The following is a 19,879-nucleotide window of genomic DNA, read 5'->3' as shown; positions in this document are numbered from 1 at the left end:
CGGACCGATCCGGAAGGCGCGGATCACTGCACCAGCAGGTTGCACCCCCGGATTTCGCTGCCCGAAATACGTCCCAACATCCGGAACGCCCCGTCGCCGCACACGACGCCGAGGTCTTCGGTCTGTACGAAAGAACACGAATAAAGGTTCGCCAGATCGATGACGTTGATCCCGCCCGTCCGCCCGGCAGGCAGCGTGCAGAACGGATCGTTCAGATCACGCACCGACACCCGCATCCACGACGGCGTCCGGAAGATGCCCTCGCCGGCGGAATAGGCCTGCGACATCAGCTCGGCCATCCCGTATTCCGAATGGACGGACGGTACGGAGAACGCCCGGCACAACAGTTCGTGAAACGCCTCGCGCGGCAATTCCTCGCGGTGTCCCTTCATGCCGCCGGTCTCCATCACCACCGTATCGTACAGCGGTCCCGGACGCCGTTCGGCCAGATCCCACAGCGCATAACTCACTCCCAACAACACTTTCCGCGCCGTACACGCCCGCATATCGCGCAACAGGGCCTCGTGGTCGTACAGATAAAAACCGCCGCCGGCCCCGTCGCGGATCAGCCGGTCGGCCATGTATATCAACGACGACCCTTCCCGTTCGAGGTAGCTGGGCAGCAACGCAAAAACGGCGACCTCGCCGACCGGCCCGTAAAACCGTTCGAAAGCGCGCGTAAAAGCCTGCCGGTAAAGCTCCAGGTCGGCGACATAATGTTTCGCCGGCGTCTGACCGGTCGTGCTGCTACTGGTAAAGACCGTCTCCGGCTCGCGGTCGGCCGCATAAACCCGACGGTTCTTGAAAACCCCGATCGGTAAAAAAGGGATTTCGGAAACCCGCCCGACGGATTGCGGCCCGATCCCGAGCAGGCCGAGGTACTCTCGGTACGGCGCACAAGCCTCCGCCTGGAAGCGGAACACTTCCAGCGCCAGCCGGTCGAACTCTTCGTCGTCGCGGACAGAAAAAATCCGGTTCGGATCGATCATCGCCCGACCTTTTATAGTTGCAACAGGAACCGTTCGCATTCCAGCGCGGCGGCGCACCCCGACCCGGCCGCGGTGATCGCCTGCCGGTAATGCGGATCCTGCACGTCGCCGGCGGCAAAGACGCCGACAATGTTCGTGCGGCAACTCCCCGGCGCCGTTTTGATATATCCTTCGTCGTCGAGTTCCAGCGAGCCCCTGAAAATCTCCGTATTGGGCTGATGCCCGATCGCCACGAAAAAACCGGTCACGCCGAGTTCTTCCTCCCGACCGTCGGCACGGCGCACGCGGACCCCGGTTACGCCGGAATCGTCGCCGAGCACCTCCTGCGTCGTGGTCTCGAAACGGATCTCGATGTTCGGCGTGGTCATCACGCGTTCCTGCATCGCCTTCGACGCCCGGAAACGATCCTTACGCACGATCATATACACTTTCCGGCAGATCGTCGCGAGATAGGCCGCCTCTTCACAGGCCGAATCGCCGCCGCCGACCACCACGACGTCCTGTCCCCGATAGAAAAAGCCGTCGCACGTAGCGCACGCCGACACGCCCATCCCCCGGAACCGCTGTTCGGACTCCAAACCCAGGTAGCGGGCTTCCGCCCCGGTAGCGATAATCAGCGCTTCCGCCTCGATCCGCTTCTCGCCGTTGACGGTCACCCGAAACGGACGCATCGTGAAATCCACCCCGGTCACCGCACCCATCCGGATATCGGCCCCGTATCTGATCGCCTGCTGCTTCATATTCTCCATCAGGACGCCCCCGTCGATCCCGTCGGGGAATCCCGGAAAATTCTCAATCCGCGTCGTGGTCGTAAGCTGTCCGCCCGGGGCCATCCCTTCGTAAAGGATAGGCGTAAAACCCGCGCGCGAAACATAAATCGCCGCCGTATAACCCGCCGGCCCGCTGCCGACGATCAGGCATTTCGTTTTTTCGGTCTCCATATCGTTATTTTTAATCGTTGCGTAAGTAGCTGCAAAAATCAAACAGATTATACAAATATAGAGGATATTTTCGAAACGGCGCGAATCCGGACGAATTCGTTCCGCCGCGACGGGCCCGGCCGCAGCCGGCGTCGCGGAAATTATGATTTCCCGAAAAAAATGCCTATTTTTATAGCCATAAAAAACAAATCGCCGTATGAGACTGCGTTCATTGATCTTATCTATTGTCGTAACCATTTTACTTTCAGGATGTTCGTCCGTAAAATCGTTTTTCGGCAGTTCGAAAAAACAGCAGCGGCAAAAGGCCGGAACGGAAGTCGTGGCTGAAAATATTTCCGCACGGACATCCGAATCCGACGGCAATTCGCTCTCTGAAAATTTAAAATCCGATAACAACGTGTGCGCAATTCCGGGCGTAGAACGTCCGGAAGCGATGATCAAACCGCTGAAGGCGCGACCGGAGATGAGTTTCGGCGAAACCGAAAGCGCGAACGTCCGCATCCCGTTGCGTTATAACAATCCGTTCCCCGAATCGGGCGAACTGGTCGTTCCGCTGTGCGAGCTGGAGACGGAATTCTGTTATCCGTATCCGGGAAAACTGATCTCCCCGTTCGGGCGACGCGGACGTTCGAACCACACCGGTATCGACATCAAGGCGATCCCGAACGACACGATCCGGGCCGCGATGCCGGGCGTCGTGCGGATGTCGAAACCGTACAGCGGATACGGCAACCTCGTCGTGATCCGGCATTACAACGGCATCGAGACCGTCTATGCGCACCAGTCCCGGAATCTCGTCCGGGTGAACGACGTCGTCGAAGCCGGCGACCCGATCGGGTTGGCCGGAAGAACCGGCCGGGCGACCACCGAGCACGTCCATTTCGAAGTACGCGTCGCCAGCGAACCGGTCAATCCGACGCTGCTCGTCGATCCGGACAACCGTTGCCTGCGCAGCGACCAAACTCTTTACTGTTATAACCGGGGCGGAGCGATCCGCGTCTCGACAAAACGCGCGACGACTTATATTCCGGACAGCGACGGCAACCAGCCGATTTTTGCCCAGACCCTCGAACCGGCGGATAAAACGGCCCCCCGGGAATCGTCGCCCGCGACAGCCGCCGAGAGAGACAACTCGCCGCAACAAACCGCGCCGACCTACCACTATGTGAAAAAAGGGGAAACCCTGTCGCACATCGCGGTAAATTACTCGACGACCGTCTCGAAGTTGTGCGCACTGAACGGGATCAAGCCGAACAGTCTGTTGCAGATCAAACAGAAATTGCGCGTCAAATAGCCGTCCGCGGATTTTGAACCGCTCCGCACATGAAACTGCTCGAATTTATCGTCGCCTCGTCGTTACTGACCCTGATGCCGGGTCCGGATATTTTGTTTGTCATGGCCCAAAGCATCGTCCAGGGACGTAAGACGGGGATCGCGGTGGCCTTGGGGCTTTGTTCGGGATTGTTCGTACACACGGCGCTGGCCGCGCTCGGCATCTCGCTGATCATCGCCTCTTCCCCGATCCTGTTTGCCGCCATCCGTTACGCGGGAATCGCCTACCTGATCTATATGGGCATCGTTTCGCTCAGAAGCCGTAACGACGCATCCGTCTCCATCGCGGACAGCACGGCCACCCTGCAAAACGAATCCGCCGGCACGTTCGGCAAGCTCTACCGGACGGGAATCACGATGAACCTGCTGAACCCGAAAATCATCCTTTTCTTCCTCGCGTTTTTTCCGCAATTCCTCGACAAAACATCCGCGACGCCGCGCATCGACATCCTGATCCTCGGCACGACGTTCGCAGCAGTAGCGATTACGATCTTCACGATCGTAGCCCTGGTCGCCGACTGGGTCTCCGCACGGTTCGGCGCACGGCAGATCCCGCCGGCCACGCTGGCCTGGATCCGGACCGGAGTCTACTGGACGATCGCCATGCTGTTCCTGTTCTACTGACGTCAGCGGCAATTGCCGTCCACGCAGCCCCGGAATGAAAAATATTTCTGCATCAGGTAGCTGTAAGCGACCGAGATCGCTTTGGTGAGGGCGTTCGACGGCGTAGGATAGATCCCGATCACGCCGACGAACAGTTTCATGCACAGATAATTCAACAGGATCGAGCCGCACACGCTCATCAGGTAACGGAACAGTTGCACGCGTCCGCGCAACGGCGAACCGTGAAACGCGATGTGACGGTTCAGCCAGAACCCGGTGAAGAACGTGATCGGAAAAACGATCATCCAGGCGGCGTTATACGACGAAACGGCGACAAAGTCGCCGAGATGCACGACGCCCTCCTTGTCCAGCACGAAATTGTAAAGAATGAAATAAAGCAGCAGGTCGAACCCCATGTTCGCCCCGCCGCAAACCGCGTAACGGAACGTCTGTAACGGCACCAGCCGCCGCAACGGCGGCAGGTAAAAAATATCGATGATGCGGGTCAGTCTCCGGGCGAACGTCATTTCTTTTTCAGGTTTTGCTGTTTTTCCTGCAACGCGTACATCTGGTCGCGGTAAGCGGCGGCGGCGGCAAAATCGAGTTCGCGAGCAGCATTTTCCATCGCTTCGCGGGCGATCTTGATCGCCGATTCGAGGTCGTGCTCGGTCATGTAGGCGGCCACCGGATCGGCCGCCACTGCAAAGCCGCGGTCCCCGGTCAGGTCGTACAGCGCGCCTTCCCCTTTGCGGCCCTGCAACGCTTCGCCGGAAAGGATCGCCCGGCCGCTCTTGATCGCCTGCCGCGGCACCACGCCGTGCAGGTTGTTATAATGTATCTGCTTTTCTCGGCGGCGGTTGGTATCCTGTATCGACAGCCGCATCGAATCGGTGATCTTATCCGCATACATAATTACCCGTCCGCCGACGTTTCGCGCCGCGCGCCCCGCGGTCTGCGTCAGCGAACGCGCGCTTCTCAGAAAGCCCTCCTTGTCGGCGTCCATGATCGCCACCAGCGAAACTTCGGGCAGATCGAGCCCCTCGCGCAACAGGTTTACGCCGATCAGCACGTCGAACAATCCGGCGCGCAGATCGTCGAGGATCTGCACCCGTTCGAGCGTATCGACGTCGGAATGAATGTACCGGCAGCGGATTCCCATCCGGTCGAAATATTTATAGAGCTCTTCGGCCATTCGTTTGGTCAGGGTCGTCACCAACACCCGCTCGTCCGCTTCGGCGCGGATTTCGATCTCCTCGACCAGGTCGTCGATCTGGTTCAGCGTCGGACGTACCTCCACCGGCGGATCGACCAGCCCGGTCGGGCGGATAAACTGTTCGACCACCGAACCCTCCGATTTGATCAGCTCGTAGTCGGCCGGCGTGGCGCTCACATAGATCACCTGATTTTCGAGCGATTCGAATTCGTTGAACTTCAACGGTCGGTTGTCCAACGCGGCCGGCAACCGGTAGCCGTAATCGACCAAGTTGTTTTTACGCGAACTGTCCCCGCCGAACATCCCCCGTATCTGCGGGATCGTCACGTGACTCTCGTCGATAATCAACAAAAAGTCCTTCGGGAAATAATCGATCAGGCAGAAGGGCCGACTGCCCGGCGAACGCCCGTCGAAATAGCGCGAATAGTTCTCAATCCCGGGACAATAACCCAATTCCTTAATCATCTCCAGGTCGTATTCGACGCGCTGTTTGAGCCGCCGGGCCTCGGTCGGCTTACCGATCGACTCGAAAAACTCGCATTGTTTCCCCAGATCGAGCTGGATCATCCGGATCGCCTGCTCGACCCGTTCGCGCGTCGTCACGAACAGATTGGCCGGATACACGATCACGCGTTCGAGCGATTCGAGCCGCTGTCCGGTCACCGGATCGATCAGGCTGATCATCTCGATCTCGTTATCGAAGAAAACCACCCGATAGCACTTCTCGCCGTAAGCGGCGAAAATATCGACCGTATCGCCGTTGACGCGGAACGTGGCCGGCCGGAAATCGTTCTCGCTGCGGGTGTAGAGCGCATCGACCAGCGCGTACAGCAGTTTGTTGCGACTGATCACATCGCCGACTTTCAGCTCGACCGACGTGGCATGGAAGTCCTCGGGATTGCCGATCCCGTATATGCACGACACGCTCGATACGACGACGATGTCGTTACGGCCGCTCAGCAGCGACGAAGTGGCGCTGAGCCGCATTTTCTCGATCCCTTCGTTGATCGACAGATCCTTTTCGATAAAAGTGTCCGTCGTCGGCAGGTAAGCCTCGGGCTGGTAATAGTCGTAATAAGAGACGAAATATTCGACCGCATTCTCCGGAAAGAAGTTTTTGAACTCGCCGTAGAGCTGCGCCGCGAGCGTTTTGTTATGGCTCATGATCAGCGTCGGCTTATTCAGCGCGGCGATCACGTTGGCCATCGTAAACGTCTTGCCCGAACCGGTAACGCCGAGCAGCGTATTGTGCCGGCAACCGTCCCGCAGCGCCGACACGAGCTGCCCGATCGCTTCGGGCTGATCCCCGGTGGGGCTGTATTCCGATACCAGTTTGAAATCCATGGTGCAAAGGTAAGAATTGATTTAAAAATCCGGTCACGTCGTACCGTTTATTCACAAAACCGGAATTAATAGCTATTTTTGCATAAAATTTAGCACTTTTCCGGATGGGTTTACTTGGGGTCTTACTGTTGGGAGTCGGATTGAGTCTCGACACGTTCGCCGTCTCGCTGTCGCTGGGATTCGCCGGGTGCACGACGCACCGGCAGCGGATGCGCTTCCTGATCGTCATCGGCATCTTCCACTTCCTGATGATCATGGCCGGCTGGTTCCTCGGCGAAAACGTGAGCCGGCTGATCGCCGACTACGACCACTGGGTAGCCTTCGGGCTGCTGGCGATCGTCGGCGGCAAGATGATCAAAGAGGGCCTTTCCGCCGAAGGAGAATCGGTCAACTGCAACGACCTGTTATCGCTACGCAATACGCTGCTGCTCGGCGTGGCGCTCAGCATCGACGCGTTGATCACCGGATTCAGCCTCGGGATGGTCAAGATCAGGTTGTTCGACGGACCGCCGCTGGGCAACACCCTGCTCGCGGCGCTGCTGATCGGCCTGTCGGCTTTCCTGATCTCGGCCGCCGGACTGAAGATCGGCAAACGCGTTTCGTCGCGGCTCGGCCCGAAAGCCGAAATCTTCGGCGGCTTGATCCTGATCGGCATCGGCGTCAAAATCCTGATCGAACACCTCAGCTAAAGCGTTCCGGCCGGCGCGCCGCATCCTACAATCCGAAAATTATCGTAACTTTGGATTCCGGAAACACCGTTTATCCCTATGATCGACAAAGCAACCATAGACCGTATTTTCGCCGCCGCCAACATCGTCGAGGTGGTCGGCGACTTTGTCACCCTCAAAAAGAAGGGGATAAACTACCAGGCGTGCTGTCCTTTCCATAACGAAAAAACGCCGTCGTTTGTTGTCTCGCCGTCGAAGGGGCTATTCAAGTGCTTCGGCTGCGGCAAGGGAGGCAATGCCGTGACCTTCGTGATGGAACACGAAAACATGACCTATCCCGAAGCGTTGAAATACGTCGCCCGCAAATACGGCATCGAGGTCGCCGAACGCGAACAGACTCCCGAAGAGGTGCGCCGCAACGACGACCGCGAGAGCATGATGGTCGTCTCGTCGTATGCCGCCGACTATTTCGTCCGGACGCTGCACGACACGCCCGAAGGACAAAGCATCGGTATCGGCTATTTCCGCGAACGCGGGTTCTCGGACGCCACGATCCGGAAATTCGGACTCGGCTACTGTCCCGACGGCGGCGACACTTTTACGCGGCAGGCGCTGGCCGACGGTTACAAAGAGGAGTTCCTGGTCGGCACCGGACTGACGATCAAACGCGAGACGGGCGGCTATTACGACCGTTTCTGCGGCCGGGTAATGTTCCCGATCCACGGGATCAGCGGACGCGTAACCGCATTCGGCGGCCGGACGATGCGCACCGACAAGAAAGTCGCTAAATACCTGAACTCGCCGGAATCGGAGATCTACCACAAAAGCGACGTCCTGTACGGAATCTATTTCGCCAAACGGGCGATCACGCAGCAGGATTGCTGCATCCTGGTCGAAGGTTACACGGACGTCATCTCGATGCACCAGTCCGGAATCGAAAACGTGGTCGCCTCGTCGGGCACCTCGCTGACGGACGGGCAAATCCGATTGATCGGCCGCTTCACGCGCAACGTGACGGTGATCTACGACGGCGACAGCGCCGGCATCAAAGCCTCGCTGCGCGGGATCGACATGATCCTGAAAGACGGCCTGAACGTGCGGGTCGTGCTGCTGCCGGACGGGGACGACCCCGACTCGTTCGCCCGCAAGCACAACGCGACCGAACTGCGCGATTTCATCCTGTCGCACGAGGAAGACTTCATCTCGTTCAAGACCCGGTTGCTGCTGGCCGAGGCGGCGGGCGACCCGCTGCGCAAGGCGGCGCTGATTGCCGACATCGTGCAAAGCATTTCGGTGATTCCGGACGCCATCACCCGTTCGGTCTACACGCGCGAATGTTCGCGGCAAATGGAGATCGACGAACAGATCCTGCTGCGCGAGATCGCGCTGCGCCGCGTCGAACACACGGCCGGCAACGAAGCCAAAGAGTTTATCCGCAACCAGGAAATCATCCGCCGGCGCACGGAAAACCAACCGGCCGCCATAGCGCAAGTCGAAGCGGGCAGCAGCATCGAAGAACTGGAAAACGAACTGATCAAATACCTGCTCAAGTACGGCGAGCACGACTTCGAGTACGTCGAAGGAAAGGAGGTCGTCGAACTGAACGTGGCCGAAGTGATTATAAACGACCTCGACCAGAACGGCATCGTGATGAAAAACACCGTACTGCACAAAATATACGAAGAATACAAAACGCTACGACAGAGCGGCGAAGGAATCGGCATGAACCATTTCATCAACCACCCCGATCCGGAAGTCAGCAATGCCGTGGTAAACCTGCTGACCTACGACGACAATTACATGGTCAGCAAACTGTGGAAAAAATTCGACATCGTCGTCGAAAGCGAACAGGAGCGGCTGCCGGTGGCGGTTCCGCGGGCCGTGATCCTGTACAAGTCGAAAGTGATCGACGACATCATCGCCGGGCTGCGGGCGAAACTGGCCGACCAGTCGCTGCCGGAGGAGGAACAAGCCACCCTCACCCACCAGATTTCGGTTCTGAACCAGGAACGGACGCTGATCTCGAAAAAACTTTCGCGGCTGATCGTCTGAATGATTGCCCCGCCGAACCGGGCTTCGTCCCGTTTCTCCTCGCTTCCATCCGTTTGCAAAAAATATTTGCCGCATTTTTCGTATCTTTGAATCCGGAACATTTAAAAACGGACTATGAGACGACTGACCCTCCTTTCTTTTGCATTCGCCTTGCTGCTGCCGCTCTCGGTTTTTTCCGCAAAAACGAAAAAAGCGGTATACGTTATTCTGGACGGAATTCCGGCCGACGTGATCGAACGGCTCGATCCGCCGGCCATCAAAGCCGTCGCAGCCGAAGGCGGTTACTCGCGCGCCTACTGCGGCGGAACCGTCGGCCGGTACGACCAGACGCCGACCATTTCGGCCGTCGGTTACAACTGCATCCTGACGGCCACCTGGGCCAACAAGCACGAAGTCTGGGACAATTCTCCGAAACCGGACTATAATTACTGGTCGATTTTCCGGATCGCCAAGGAACAGAAGAAAAATTTTAAAACGGGGCTTTATTCGAGCTGGACGGACAACCGTACCGTCTTGCTCGGCGAAGGGCTTCCCGAAACGGGCAATTTGAAGATCGACTACGTTGCGGACGGGCTCGACCTCGACACGAAAAATTACCCGAAAGAGAAAGACGACCTCCATATTTTCAAGATCGACGAAGCGATCTCCGAAGCCGCCGCCGAAGGAATCCGCAACGACGCCCCGGACATGAGCTGGGTTTACCTGTGGTACACGGACGACGCGGGACACTATTACGGCAACGGCGATTTCATGGACGAATACGTGATGAAAGCCGACAAGCAGGTCAAACGAATCCGGGAAGCCGTGAAATACCGCGAAGCCAACTACGACGAAGAGTGGCTGCTCATCGTGACGACCGACCACGGACGCGGCCCCGACGGATACCACCACGGCGGGCAGTCCGAACGCGAACGCACTTCGTGGATCGCCACGAACGTGCAGCCGAATGCGCACTTCGCCGCTCCGCTGCTGTCGATCGTAGACATCGCCCCGACGATCTGCCGCTACCTGGGCTTCGAAGTTCCGACGGACGTGCTGTGGGAGCAGGACGGGATGCCCTTTATCGGCAAGGCGGACATCGCCGGCATCCGGATCGACCGCAAAGGCAACGCCGTCGAACTGGGATGGACGAGCCTGAACGACAAAGCTACGGCCACCGTATACGCCGCCCGCTCCAACAACTTCAAACAAGGTTCGCCGGATCGGTGGGTCAAGGTCGGCAAAGTGAAAGCCGGCGCGGGAAGTTTCACCTACGACCTCTCCGCAAACCCGGACGGTTTTTATAAATTCGCCGTCGTAACACCGAATAACCACCTGACCTGCTGGGCTCCGGCCAAGTAACCGTTCGGGAAACAGGCAGGGGCTCCCGCAAGCGAAAGCGGCCGTCCGGAGACTCCGGACGGCCGCTTTTTTATTCGGGGAAACAGGTGGGCAAAGCAGCCTCGACGGACGCACCGGAATCCATACTCGGAACCGATTGTCGATTCCCGGTCCGGCCGGAAAGGCCCCGTTCCTCCCGCAAAACAAACCGGGCCGCCCGAAAGGACGGCCCGGCCTCGTCTATGCATACAACCTATTCGGCATTCAAAATCTCCAGGATCTTGATCGCAGCGGTCGAGATCGGAGTTCCGGGACCGAAAATAGCGGCGGCGCCGGCTTTGTACAGGTCGTCGTAATCCTGGTGCGGGATCACGCCGCCGACAATCACCACGATGTCCTCGCGGCCCAGCTTCGCCAGTTCGGCGACGATCTGCGGAACGAGCGTCTTGTGGCCGGCGGCCAGCGACGATACGCCCACCACATGCACGTCGTTTTCGACGGCCTGTTTGGCGGCTTCGGCCGGGGTCTGGAACAACGGCCCCATATCGACGTCGAATCCGATGTCGGCGTAACCGGTAGCGACTACCTTCGCGCCGCGGTCGTGCCCGTCCTGACCGAGTTTGGCGATCATGATGCGGGGCTGTCGACCCTCCTTTTTGGCAAACTGCTCGGCCATTTGTTTGGCCTTCGCAAAACTTTCGTCGTTTTTCACTTCTGCTGAATATACTCCTGATATTGAACGAATAACAGCTTTGTATCGTCCTACGACCTCTTCGCAGGCATCCGAGATTTCACCGAGCGACGCGCGCACTTTGGCGGCTTCGACGGCCAGTTCGAGCAGATTCCCCTTCTTCGTGCGGACACATTCGGTAATAGCGGCCAGCGCGGCTTTCACTTTCGCTTCGTCGCGGTTGGCGCGAAGTTCGTTCAGACGCTTGATCTGGGCTTCGCGGACAGCCGTATTGTCGACGGCGAGAATGTCGATCGGATCCTCTTTTTCGAGACGGTAACGGTTGATCCCGACGATCGTATCGTTGCCCGAGTCGATGCGCGCCTGTTTGCGGGCGGCCGCCTCCTCGATACGCATTTTCGGAATACCGGTTTCGATGGCTTTGGCCATACCGCCAAGCTTTTCGACCTCCTGGATCAAATCCCAGGCCTTGTGCACGATCTCGTCGGTCAGCGATTCCACGTAATAGGAACCGGCCCACGGATCGACCGCGCGGGTAATGTTGGTCTCTTCCTGAATATAGATCTGCGTATTACGCGCGATACGCGCCGAAAAATCGGTCGGCAGCGCGATGGCTTCGTCGAGCGCGTTGGTATGCAGACTCTGGGTGTGTCCCAGCGCGGCGGCCATCGCTTCGATCGCGGTACGCGCCACGTTGTTGAACGGATCCTGTTCGGTCAGCGACCAACCGGAAGTCTGCGAGTGCGTACGCAGCGCCAGCGATTTCGGATTTTTCGGGTCGAACTGCTTGACGATCTTCGCCCACAGCAGACGGGCGGCGCGCATCTTGGCGATCTCCATAAAATGATTCATGCCGATAGCCCAGAAGAACGACAACCGCGGAGCGAACGTATCGACGCTCATGCCGGCATTAACCCCCGTTCGCAGGTACTCCAGACCGTCGGCCAGCGTATAAGCCAGCTCGATGTCGGCCGTAGCCCCAGCCTCCTGCATGTGGTAGCCGGAGATCGAGATCGAGTTGAACTTCGGCATATTCTTCGACGTGTACTCGAAAATATCGGCGATGATCTTCATCGAAAATTCGGGCGGGTAAATATAAGTATTGCGCACCATGAACTCCTTCAAGATGTCGTTCTGGATCGTACCGCTGAGCTGGTCGAGCGTGCAGCCCTGCTCCAGACCGGCCACGATGTAGAACGCCAGCACCGGCAGTACGGCGCCGTTCATCGTCATCGAGACGGACATCTTGTTCAACGGAATGCCGTCGAACAACACCTTCATATCCTCCACCGAGCAGATCGACACGCCGGCCTTGCCGACGTCGCCGACTACGCGCGGATGATCGGCGTCGTAACCGCGGTGCGTAGCGAGGTCGAACGCCACCGAAAGCCCTTTCTGGCCGGAAGCCAGGTTACGGCGATAGAACGCGTTCGATTCGGCCGCGGTCGAAAAACCGGCGTACTGACGGATCGTCCACGGACGCATCACGTACATCGTACTGTACGGACCGCGCAGGAACGGCGCGATACCGGCGGCATAATTCAGGTGCTCCATGCCTTCGAGGTCTTCGGCCGTATAGGTTCCTTTCACGGCGATGTGCTCGGGAGTTACCCAGGGCTCGTTTTCCTTGCACCCTTTCGCGCTGCAGCACTTTGCCGCGGCGCCTGCATATTTTAAATCTGAAAATTTTGCTCTCATGACAATCCCTGTTTAAATACCGAGTTCTTTAAGATAATACTGGAGGGTTTCGAGCACGTTGTTGCGGACGCTGATAAAGTTCTTGATCCCTTGTGCTTCGAGCTCCTCTTTGCAAGCGGGCGCCCCGGCAACCACGAAAATCGCCTTGTCGCCGAGCAGCTTGAACGCCTCGGGAGCCAGCGTAGCGTAGTCGTCGTCGGCCGCGCAGATCACCACGATCTCGGCCTTCGCTTCCAATGCGGCTTTCACGCCTTCTTCGACGCTCTTGAAATAGGTATTGTCCTGCACGCGGATCCCGGCGCAGGCGAAGAAATTGCACGAGAACTGCGCGCGGGCGCGGGCAAAAGCCAACGCTCCGCAGGTCAGCATGAAGGCCTTCGGCTGTTTGCCGCTGCGGTCCACCTTCAGGCGCATCTGTTCGAAAGCCATCGCGCCGCGGTACGGCTTCAACGGACGTACGCCGTCTGCCGCCTGGGACGCGCAACCGCATTTGCAGGTCGATTTCCCGGTAACGACGTCTTCGGTAATCGCCTCGTCGGCCACTTCATTGAAATTAGGGAACTGGTTGGTTCCGAGCAGCGTCTCGCGGCGGGTCGCGATATTCGAATTCTTTTTGGCGGCGGAAGCTTCGACCTGATCCTGGATAAAACCGGCTTCGAACGCGGCGATGTAACCGCCTTTCTCTTCCACCTGCCGGAACAGGTTCCACGCCTGCTCGGCGATCGAATTGGTCAGGTTTTCGATATAGTACGATCCGCCGGCGGCATCGCAAACCTGGTTGAAATGCGACTCTTCTTTCAGCAGCAACTGCACATTGCGGGCGATACGCGCCGAAAAATCGGTCGGTTTTTCGTACGGCGTGTCGAACGGCAGCACTTCGATCGAATGAACGCCCGATACGGCGGCGCTCATCGCTTCGGTCGTGCCGCGCAGCATGTTGACATACGGGTCGTAAACGGTCATGTTCCATTTCGAGGTCACCGCATGCACCTTCATCTTGCTTGCGCAGCCGCGCGAAGGATTGTACGGCGCCATGATATTGGCCCACAGCAGCCGCGCGGCGCGGAACTTAGCGATCTCCATGAAGTAGTTCGAACTGATCGCCATCGAGAAACGCAGCGCCGGAGCGACCTGATCGACGCTCAGGCCCTGCTCCATCAGTTTCACCACGTATTCGTGGCCGGCAGCCAGCGTAAAGGCCAGTTCCTGCACGATCGTGGAACCGCTGTTATGGAAAATCTCGCCGCTGACGTTGACAAAACGAATCCTCTTGTATGCGGCTCCCTTCGAGATCAGCGACGCCAGATTCTCAAAACCCTTGCACTGCCCGTTCTTGCAGGCCATCGTTCCTTTCAGCGTCAGCTTTTTGACGATCGGGTCGAGCACGAAAGAGGCTCTCACCGTTTCGGGATCGACTCCCTCCTTATCCATTTTATCGATAAAAAGGCCCGCTACTTTTTTGGTGGCGCAGCCGCTGAAAACGAGCTCGGTATTTTTTACCGAAATCCCGGACAGCAGCGTATCGAGGTCGGCTGCGGAAAACTCCTTGTCCCCGATCACGAAACCGATCGATTCGACCCCTTTGGTCAACAGGACGGTAGCCTGTGCATTGGCCTCTTTCGGACATCCGACCTCGATGGTCTGGACGATCCGCCAGTTGTTGTCTTTCCCGGTACCCCGTACGTACGGAAATTCCCCGCACTGCGAACCGAGGTACTTGATGCCGTCGAGATTCTCGGCGCGGTAGTACGGGCGGACATTGAATCCCTCGGCCGTTCTCCACACGAGTTTTTTCTCATAATCGGCCCCTTTAAGGTCTACCGCGATCACCGATTCCCACTGCTCGGTCGAAACCGGCGGAAATTCGGCGAACAGCTTCTGTTCCTTATTTGCCATAGTTTTATGATTTGATAAGATTAGTTTTCCCCGCATCTGAAAAATCAAATGCATACAAAGTTATAATTTTTTTACGAACAGACGGCAAACCGCCGGACATTTTCGCCCTTCCCCTACGAAAACAGACCGACGCGATGCGACAATACGGCTACGCGATCGCACGAAGAGTCCGGATCGACGGTCGGCAAAAAGCGGACGGATACGACGGTTTTGCGAAAAAAACGTATTTTTGTTCCACCGAATCCAAAATTTAAAAATCTGACCTATGAAAAAACTGCTATTCTTCTGCGGCGTCGCGGCCGTCTTATGCAGCTCTTGCGGCAAACGGATCGCCCGCGTCGAATCGGTCGACATCGTACCGCAGCCGGTATCGGTCGTCGCCTCCGACGGGGCGTTCGACCTGACGAAAAACACCAAAATCTGCCTGCTGTCGGACGACTCGACGCTGAACTACTCCGTCCGCCTGTTCAACGGCCTGCTCGACAAATCGTTCGGCAAACCGCTGCCGGTGATTAAAAGCACGCAGCCCGAAGCGGGCGCGATCAACGTGCGATTGGGCGGCCTGCAACCCGAGGAATATACGCTGAATATCCGTCCGGACGGCGTCGACATTACCGGAGGAAGCCCCGCCGGCGTATTTTATGCCTTCCAGACGCTGCGGCAGTTACTGCCGGTAGCCGTAGCGCGGGGCGAAAAAGCCGGCGTCATCGAATTGCCCGTCGCGGAGATCGCCGACAAGCCGCACTTCGCCCACCGCGGCGGAATGCTGGACGTGTGTCGTCACTTCTTTACCGCCGACGACGTGAAAACTTTCATCGACATCCTCGCTATGCACAAACTCAATCGTTTCCACTGGCACCTGACCGACGACCAGGGTTGGCGGATCGAAATCAAACAATACCCCAAACTGACCGAGGTCGGCGCGTTCCGCGACCGCTGCAACCTGCAAGCCGAAGCCGACGCACCGAAAGATTCGGTTCCCTACGGCGGTTTCTACACGCAGGACGAAATCCGCGACATCGTACAATATGCCGCAAAACGGTTCATCACGGTCATCCCCGAAATCGAAATGCCGGGCCACGCCTCCGCTGCGCTCGCCTCCTATCCTTACCTCGGCTGCAAAGGCGAAGGGTATGTCGTTCCGTCGACCTGGGGCGTAAAAGCCGACGTGTACTGTGCCGGCAACGATTCGACGTTCCGGTTTATAGAAGGCGTCCTGTCGGAAGTGGTCGAACTGTTCCCGTCGGAATACATCCATATCGGCGGAGACGAATGCCCGAAAATCAACTGGCAGCAATGCCCGGCATGCCAGCAGCGGATCAAAACCGAAAAGCTAAAAAACGAGAACGAACTGCAAAGTTATTTTATGCAGCGGGCCGAGAAATTCCTCGCAGGCAAAGGCCGCAAGATCGTCGGCTGGGATGAGATTCTCGAAGGCGGCATCTCGGAAACGGCGACCGTCATGTCATGGCGCGGTTCCGCGGGCGGTATCGAAGCGGCTAAAAAGGGAAACCACGTCATCATGGCCCCGAACTCGCACTGCTATCTGGATTACTACCAGACCGACAAGACCGAAACCGAACCGAAATCGATCGGCGGACATCTTCCGATCGAGAAAGTGTACTCGCTCGACCCGTACGAAGGGCTGAACGCCGACGAACAGCAGTATATCCTGGGCGTACAGGGCAACCTGTGGACCGAATTCATCAGCGAATTCGACCATGCCGAATACATGCTGCTGCCGCGCCTGGCCGCGCTGGCCGAAGTGGGCTGGTCGTACGACAACAAAGATTTCGACAGTTTCAAGAAACGCGAAACTTCGCTGGCCAGGCTGTACGACGCTTACGGGTACAAGTATGCCAAACACATGTTCCCCGCCGACAGTACGGCCACGGACACGACAAAATAAAAAACCGGTAACGGCCGCCTACAATCCGATACCGAACTTGAACAAAAAAGCGATGCGGGAATCCGCATCGCTTTTTTTACCGCCTTCCGAAAACGCATCCGGCGACACGACCCGTCTATCACCGACAAAACCGTGAGCCGGCTGACAGAGTTCTATCGCCGGACACTGAAACAGGAATAAAAAAATTTAACCGTCACAAGCACCAACAACCGTATTCGTCACAATTGGGAGTTCGCCCTGAGGAACAACAAGCCGTACAACTTCCGCCGTCAGCATAAGTCGTGGTGCATTGTCCTCCCGGGCAACCGGAGTCTTCATTTTCGGTTAACGCTTCAACGTTTTGCATGAATAAATCGCCGACCGCATTCTTGTACCGAGCGGTAAATACGGTTACTGCCGCAACAGCGGTAACAAAACCCGATCCGCAAAAACGAACAGATTTTTTCTTTTCATTATTCCTTCATTCTCATCATTACAACTATCGGATTATCGTCCGATGTTATCTCGCCCAAACCTTCTACGAAAATCTTGTCTGAACCGTTCCTGGGAAAATCGATCATGCTGCTCGGGATAATCACATCGACCAAGTAGTTTTTATAATAAGATGAACACAACTCGGGAAACTCGAATTGAGATAAATATAGGCCGGGAAATCCGTCAGGTCGTTTTTGATTCTTTTCGCATGATAGGTCATAGGTCTTATCTTTATACCTGATATAATAGCGGACGTCCTCTTTCCGAAAGAATCGTTCCTCTGCGCCTTCTTTAAAATAATACGAAAAGGACATTATATCGGAATTATTGATATTTAAAACGGGGAACATGGCTACACGATTCGCACTCTTATATATAATATGCGATTTCAAGCATTACAATAGAAAAAAATCGTGAAAACAGAAAAAATAACAGGCCGTATTCCTAACGGTTGAAAACATCCGACAAACAATTTGCAGTTAATTAGAAGTCAGGTGCACGTGTCGACTATTCGGCAACACGACTCAAAATAAATCGTACACCCGCAAATCCCGTATCGGAATCACGTCAATTTCGGCAGCCAAAGCCGCGCCGAAAAAGGCCGGAAAGCCCCTATTCCTTTTGTTTCCCGGCGTCGATCAGATCGATAAACTGCGCCGCCACGTTCCGGATATCGTACTGCGACAGGTCGATTCCCCGCACCTGCGCGCGATAATCGCCGCGAAGCGCCGCGCGGAACCCGTCCGGATCGAACGTGCGGTCGTTGAACGACAGGATCGGCCGGCCGGTCATCGCATAGTCGATCAGCTTGCTCGGCGTAGCGTTCGACGTAGTATTGTCGAAATTGATCAGAAAATCGGCCGCGCCGAGCCGTTCGATCAGCCGTTCGCGCGGCAACGCTTCGCGCAGCACGATCCGGCCGCGCACCCGCTGTTGCGCCTGCCGGATCATTTCGGCGAAACAAGGGTCCAGGTAATTGATATACAGATCGAAGCGAAAATCCGCATCCAGCGTCTCCAGAAAATCGAAAAAGAAGCGCGGGTCGCGGATCCGCTCGTAGAAACGGCCTGCGTAGGCGAACGTCGGCTGCGGATTCGGCTCGTAAGGCCGGCGTTTCACGGCGTTCAGATCGAATCCCTGCGGAATGATTCTTATCCGTTCCCGGCTCTTATAAGGCGTGTAACAGCCCAACGCCTTTTCGACCGGAATCGTAAAATAATCGAACCGGCGCCCCCAACATTTCAGGATCAGGTAATAGACAGGAAACACGTTCGGCGCCACATCGCCGCGGAACGGCGGATCGCTGAATTCGGCGATCGTCACGGCATGCCTCAGGTTCGGATTCCGCCGCATCGCCCGGGATACGGCCCGGTGGATCGCGGCCGGATACGAAATCGACAGCACGGCGTCGAACGGCTCGTCCAACGCGACCAACCGCCGGAAAATCCCCGGATTGTATTTGGCGAAAAACTCGTGGCAGTAAAAATAGAGAATCCAGCGCTGTGCGAATTTCGGGATAAATCGGCGGATGCTCTTGTTTCTGCGGGCGACCGCCGACCCGCCCCGTCCCTCTACCGTACCGTCGGCAAAAATCACCCGCAACCCGTCCGCCTGCAACGGATCGTCGCGAAAAACCTGCCGGTTCGGAATCAGCAACGTTACCCGGTGTCCTTCGCGCGCCAGCTCGCGCGCCAGCTCGGTCGTGCGGAACGCCCGAGGCGAAAGCTCCGGATAACACGCATCCGAAACCATCAGTATTTTTTTCGAATCGCTCATAACCAAAGATTTTGAAACGCCGGGAGCCGTTCAGTCCCGAAACTCCCGCGGCAGAACGCCTACTTACCGGTCAACAGACCGCAGGTAATATTCCACCGCATCCGAAGCAGGTACCACCCTTTCAGCGGCTGCAGGCGGCACAGGTAGCCGAATGCGAATACGCAGGCCCCGCCCCATTTGACCGCCTCGGCCAACAGACGTTTCGGGAACGAAACGCCCCCTTCGGAGCGGGTGCGCACCCGCTCGCTGACGCCGATCATCCGGGTCAACCGTTCGAAATAAGCCCGCGTCAGCTTCGACGCCGGCGTAATATGGTATATTTCAGCGCCCGGAACGTAGTAATAACGGATGCCTTGCGCCCGTACGCGCATAAAGAAGTCTTTCTCCTCGCCCCCCATCGGGTTAGCTCCCGAACGTCCGAGCGCCGTGTTGAAATTACCGAACCGATCGAACAGCCGGCGGCGGAAACCGGAATTGCCGACGCCCGGGTACCGTTTCCCGCGAAACGGCACCATGCGGTCGCCCAAATCGAACGCCCCGGTGATCATTTTCTCGATATAGTAGGAGTACCACGCCGGCAACGGCGCTTCGTAAACCGGAACAACCGCCCCCCCGGCAGCATCCAAACCCGGATTGTTTTCAAAAAAACAAAAATAGCTTTTAGCAAACTCAGGATTTGCCTCTTCGTCGTCGTCGATGAATACGATGTACTGCCCGACCGACGAAGCGATGCCGCAGTTGCGCGCATAGGAAATTCCCTGCGACGTCTCGGTCACCATCCGCACCTGCAACTGCGGATGGCTGCCGGCAAAACCGGCGACCACCTCGGGCGTATTGTCCGACGAATTGTTGTTGACGACCAGTATTTCGAACAGGCCGGGCGACAGCGTCTGACGCGCAAGACTCTCCAGCGTCCGGAGCAGGTACGGAGCCCGGTTGTACGTTGCGACTACGATCGACAGTTTTTTCATAG

The 19,879-nt window shown here is 57.2% G+C and carries 14 protein-coding genes; 6 read left to right on the top strand and 8 right to left on the bottom strand.

The window, feature by feature from the left end; translation table 11 throughout:
• Positions 1–23: 23 nt before the first annotated feature.
• Both GFH31_RS08785 and trxB read right to left on the bottom strand, forming a co-directional pair.
• Positions 24–989, bottom strand: a complete 966-nt coding sequence (locus GFH31_RS08785) for an acyltransferase (protein ID WP_101571750.1) — start codon at positions 987–989, stop codon at positions 24–26.
• Between the two features lie 11 nt (positions 990–1,000).
• Positions 1,001–1,930 (bottom strand): thioredoxin-disulfide reductase, encoded by a 930-nt coding sequence (gene trxB / locus GFH31_RS08780; protein WP_101572049.1) that lies wholly within the window; start codon positions 1,928–1,930, stop codon positions 1,001–1,003.
• Positions 1,931–2,126: 196 nt separating this feature from the next.
• Between trxB and GFH31_RS08775 the strand changes: the two genes are divergently transcribed.
• On the top strand, positions 2,127–3,224 hold the full coding sequence (locus GFH31_RS08775) for a peptidoglycan DD-metalloendopeptidase family protein (RefSeq protein ID WP_153497792.1): 1,098 nt from the start codon (positions 2,127–2,129) through the stop codon (positions 3,222–3,224).
• Positions 3,225–3,253: 29 nt separating this feature from the next.
• Positions 3,254–3,886 (top strand): LysE family translocator, encoded by a 633-nt coding sequence (locus tag GFH31_RS08770; protein WP_153497791.1) that lies wholly within the window; start codon positions 3,254–3,256, stop codon positions 3,884–3,886.
• A gap of 2 nt (positions 3,887–3,888) precedes the next feature.
• Here the strand turns inward: GFH31_RS08770 and GFH31_RS08765 are convergent, their stop codons facing one another.
• A complete protein-coding gene (locus GFH31_RS08765; RefSeq protein WP_055202513.1) occupies positions 3,889–4,392 on the bottom strand; it encodes a GtrA family protein in 504 nt (167 codons plus the stop codon).
• Positions 4,389–6,422 (bottom strand): excinuclease ABC subunit UvrB, encoded by a 2,034-nt coding sequence (gene uvrB / locus GFH31_RS08760; protein WP_055202515.1) that lies wholly within the window; start codon positions 6,420–6,422, stop codon positions 4,389–4,391. The genes GFH31_RS08765 and uvrB overlap by 4 nt, the downstream gene beginning before the upstream one ends.
• A 104-nt stretch (positions 6,423–6,526) precedes the next feature.
• Between uvrB and GFH31_RS08755 the strand changes: the two genes are divergently transcribed.
• From GFH31_RS08755 to GFH31_RS08745, 3 genes are all read left to right on the top strand, one after another.
• The gene (locus GFH31_RS08755) at positions 6,527–7,111 is read left to right on the top strand and encodes a manganese efflux pump MntP family protein (RefSeq protein ID WP_055202517.1); all 585 of its coding nucleotides are present in this window, start codon (positions 6,527–6,529) and stop codon (positions 7,109–7,111) included.
• A 78-nt stretch (positions 7,112–7,189) separates the two neighbouring features.
• Complete coding sequence (gene dnaG, locus GFH31_RS08750; protein ID WP_101571755.1) at positions 7,190–9,142, top strand: DNA primase; 1,953 nt, start codon at positions 7,190–7,192, stop codon at positions 9,140–9,142.
• Positions 9,143–9,256: 114 nt separating this feature from the next.
• A complete protein-coding gene (locus GFH31_RS08745; protein WP_153497790.1) occupies positions 9,257–10,483 on the top strand; it encodes an alkaline phosphatase family protein in 1,227 nt (408 codons plus the stop codon).
• Between the two features lie 232 nt (positions 10,484–10,715).
• Here GFH31_RS08745 and scpA read toward each other — a convergent pair whose 3' ends face one another.
• Together scpA and GFH31_RS08735 are read right to left on the bottom strand one after the other, a co-directional pair.
• The gene (gene scpA, locus GFH31_RS08740; RefSeq protein ID WP_101571756.1) at positions 10,716–12,851 is read right to left on the bottom strand and encodes a methylmalonyl-CoA mutase; all 2,136 of its coding nucleotides are present in this window, start codon (positions 12,849–12,851) and stop codon (positions 10,716–10,718) included.
• A 12-nt stretch (positions 12,852–12,863) separates the two neighbouring features.
• Positions 12,864–14,747, bottom strand: coding sequence for a methylmalonyl-CoA mutase family protein (locus tag GFH31_RS08735; protein ID WP_101571758.1), 1,884 nt, complete (start codon positions 14,745–14,747; stop codon positions 12,864–12,866).
• 265 nt (positions 14,748–15,012) lie between these two features.
• Between GFH31_RS08735 and GFH31_RS08730 the strand changes: the two genes are divergently transcribed.
• Positions 15,013–16,656: a beta-N-acetylhexosaminidase gene (locus tag GFH31_RS08730; protein ID WP_055202527.1), complete on the top strand. Its 1,644-nt coding sequence runs from the start codon at positions 15,013–15,015 to the stop codon at positions 16,654–16,656.
• Between the two features lie 1,086 nt (positions 16,657–17,742).
• Here the strand turns inward: GFH31_RS08730 and GFH31_RS08725 are convergent.
• Positions 17,743–18,906, bottom strand: a complete 1,164-nt coding sequence (locus GFH31_RS08725; protein ID WP_153497789.1) for a glycosyltransferase — start codon at positions 18,904–18,906, stop codon at positions 17,743–17,745.
• Between the two features lie 59 nt (positions 18,907–18,965).
• Positions 18,966–19,877: a glycosyltransferase family 2 protein gene (locus GFH31_RS08720; protein ID WP_055202533.1), complete on the bottom strand. Its 912-nt coding sequence runs from the start codon at positions 19,875–19,877 to the stop codon at positions 18,966–18,968.
• Positions 19,878–19,879 lie beyond the last annotated feature (2 nt).

It is taken from the genome of Alistipes sp. dk3624 (assembly GCF_009557455.1).
GTDB classification, from domain to species: domain Bacteria; phylum Bacteroidota; class Bacteroidia; order Bacteroidales; family Rikenellaceae; genus Alistipes_A; species Alistipes_A hominis.
Note: the sequence above shows the minus strand (reverse complement) of the source record. Positions and strands in the feature narration are given on the sequence as shown.

Coding starts and splice junctions, on each gene's coding strand:
- GFH31_RS08785 (WP_101571750.1), bottom strand. CDS start 989: ATGATCGATCCGAACCGGATTTTTTCTGTCCGCGACGACGAAGAGTTC.
- trxB (WP_101572049.1), bottom strand. CDS start 1,930: ATGGAGACCGAAAAAACGAAATGCCTGATCGTCGGCAGCGGGCCGGCG.
- GFH31_RS08775 (WP_153497792.1), top strand. CDS start 2,127: ATGAGACTGCGTTCATTGATCTTATCTATTGTCGTAACCATTTTACTT.
- GFH31_RS08770 (WP_153497791.1), top strand. CDS start 3,254: ATGAAACTGCTCGAATTTATCGTCGCCTCGTCGTTACTGACCCTGATG.
- GFH31_RS08765 (WP_055202513.1), bottom strand. CDS start 4,392: ATGACGTTCGCCCGGAGACTGACCCGCATCATCGATATTTTTTACCTG.
- uvrB (WP_055202515.1), bottom strand. CDS start 6,422: ATGGATTTCAAACTGGTATCGGAATACAGCCCCACCGGGGATCAGCCC.
- GFH31_RS08755 (WP_055202517.1), top strand. CDS start 6,527: ATGGGTTTACTTGGGGTCTTACTGTTGGGAGTCGGATTGAGTCTCGAC.
- dnaG (WP_101571755.1), top strand. CDS start 7,190: ATGATCGACAAAGCAACCATAGACCGTATTTTCGCCGCCGCCAACATC.
- GFH31_RS08745 (WP_153497790.1), top strand. CDS start 9,257: ATGAGACGACTGACCCTCCTTTCTTTTGCATTCGCCTTGCTGCTGCCG.
- scpA (WP_101571756.1), bottom strand. CDS start 12,851: ATGAGAGCAAAATTTTCAGATTTAAAATATGCAGGCGCCGCGGCAAAG.
- GFH31_RS08735 (WP_101571758.1), bottom strand. CDS start 14,747: ATGGCAAATAAGGAACAGAAGCTGTTCGCCGAATTTCCGCCGGTTTCG.
- GFH31_RS08730 (WP_055202527.1), top strand. CDS start 15,013: ATGAAAAAACTGCTATTCTTCTGCGGCGTCGCGGCCGTCTTATGCAGC.
- GFH31_RS08725 (WP_153497789.1), bottom strand. CDS start 18,906: ATGAGCGATTCGAAAAAAATACTGATGGTTTCGGATGCGTGTTATCCG.
- GFH31_RS08720 (WP_055202533.1), bottom strand. CDS start 19,877: ATGAAAAAACTGTCGATCGTAGTCGCAACGTACAACCGGGCTCCGTAC.